This window comes from Streptococcus sp. GMD5S (assembly GCF_000298715.2).
Taxonomy (GTDB): Bacteria; Bacillota; Bacilli; order Lactobacillales; family Streptococcaceae; genus Streptococcus.
The window spans coordinates 1-1,732 of the sequence record NZ_AJRG02000043.1 but is presented as its reverse complement, the minus strand read 5'-3'; the positions used below and the strand labels follow the sequence as shown (position 1 = coordinate 1,732).

The 1,732-nt window shown below is 44.1% G+C and carries 2 protein-coding genes and 1 pseudogene; all 3 read left to right on the top strand.

The genetic code is table 11. From position 1 onward, the window contains the following. On the top strand, positions 1-670 hold a 670-nt coding region (locus GMD5S_RS0209625; RefSeq protein WP_016893875.1), incomplete at its 5' end, for a phosphotransferase family protein. Further along, positions 667-1,302 (top strand): tRNA (guanosine(46)-N7)-methyltransferase TrmB, encoded by a 636-nt coding sequence (gene trmB / locus GMD5S_RS0209620; protein ID WP_001266088.1) that lies wholly within the window; start codon positions 667-669, stop codon positions 1,300-1,302. The genes GMD5S_RS0209625 and trmB, both read left to right, overlap by 4 nt. Positions 1,303-1,428: 126 nt before the next feature. Continuing rightward, positions 1,429-1,732 (top strand): annotated as a pseudogene (locus tag GMD5S_RS0209615) (ribosome maturation factor RimP); the annotation flags it as partial.

Sequence of the window (1,732 nt, the reverse complement as noted above, 5' to 3'; positions counted from 1 at the left end):
TGGCCTAGCCAGAGAACAAATCGCTCCTCAATTACTATGGACTCGTCGTTTGCCAGATGGCCGTGATATGTGTGCTCAGGAATGGCTGACGGGCAAAATCTTGACCCCTTACGATATGAATCGCAAGCAGATTATCAATATCTTGAACCGCCTTCACCGCTCGCGTCCTTTGATGAAGCAGTTGAGCCGTTTGGGATATACCATGGAAACACCAGTTGATTTGCTACGTTCTTGGCAGCAAGGAGTTCCAGAAATCTTGAAGCAGAACCACTATTTGAACAGTGTGATTGCTGAGCTAGGTAAGACGGTTCCAGGTTTTAGGGAAGATCATGCAACGATTGTGCACGGGGATCTTCGTCATAGTAATTGGATTGAGACAGAGAGTGGACTCGTTTATCTAGTGGATTGGGATTCGGTTCGTCTGACGGATCGTATGTTTGATGTGGCGCATTTGCTATGCCACTACATTCCAGATCATCAGTGGCGCCAATGGTTGAGAGACTACGGCTATAAGTACAATCAGACAGTGTTAGATAAATTGTATTGGTATGGTCAGTATTCTTACTTGAACCAGATTGCCAAATACTGTGAAAATCAAGATTTAGACAATGTAAACCGGGAGATTTATGCCTTGCGCGTCTTCCGTGACAAGTATGGAAAGAAGAGATGAGAGTTAGAAATCGTAAAGGGGCGACAGAATTACTAGAGGCCAATCCTCAGTATGTGGTCCTCAATCCCTTGGAAGCTAAAGGGAAATGGCGAGACTTGTTTGGAAATGATCATCCTATTCATGTAGAGGTTGGAAGTGGGAAAGGGGCCTTCGTATCAGGAATGGCCAAGCAAAATCCTGACATCAACTACATCGGGATTGATATCCAAAAGTCGGTATTGAGTTATGCCTTGGACAAGGTTCTTGAAGTTGGAGTGCCCAACATCAAGTTGCTGTGGGTAGATGGTTCAGATTTGACGGACTACTTTGAAGACGGTGAGATTGATCGTCTCTACCTAAACTTTTCAGATCCCTGGCCTAAAAAACGCCATGAAAAACGTCGTTTGACTTACAAGAGTTTCTTGGACACCTTCAAGCGCATCTTGCCTGAGAATGGGGAAATCCATTTCAAGACGGATAACCGTGGCTTGTTTGAGTACAGCTTGGTGAGTTTTTCTCAGTATGGGATGAAACTCAATGGTGTTTGGCTAGACTTGCATGCCAGTGATTTTGAAGGCAATGTCATGACGGAATATGAGCAAAAATTCTCCAGCAAAGGTCAAGTGATCTATCGAGTTGAAGCAGAATTTTAAGAAATCGCTTGAAAACCAGCTGTTTGAGTGCTTATGCTTTACATAAATTGACAAACGTGCTATACTGATAGTAAGAATATGAGAAAGAGAGGCGGAGAAGTATCTTCGCCTCTTGCTTATGAGGAGGTGGACGCAATCGCAACAATCGTAGAATTAGTCAGAGAAGTTGTAGAACCTGTCATTCAAGCACCTTTCGAGCTCGTGGATATCGAGTATGGAAAGATTGGCAGTGACATGATTCTCAGTATTTTTGTAGATAAACCCGAAGGAATTACCTTGAACGAAACGGCAGACCTGACAGAAATGATCAGTCCTGTCCTAGATACCATCAAGCCTGATCCCTTCCCAGAACAATATTTCCTAGAAATCACCAGTCCAGGCTTGGAACGTCCTTTGAAAACCAAGGATGCTGTCGCTGGAGCGGTTGGGA

Excerpts from the sequence above, each read along its gene's own strand:
- trmB (WP_001266088.1), top strand. The coding sequence starts at position 667 with ATGAGAGTTAGAAATCGTAAAGGGGCGACAGAATTACTAGAGGCCAAT.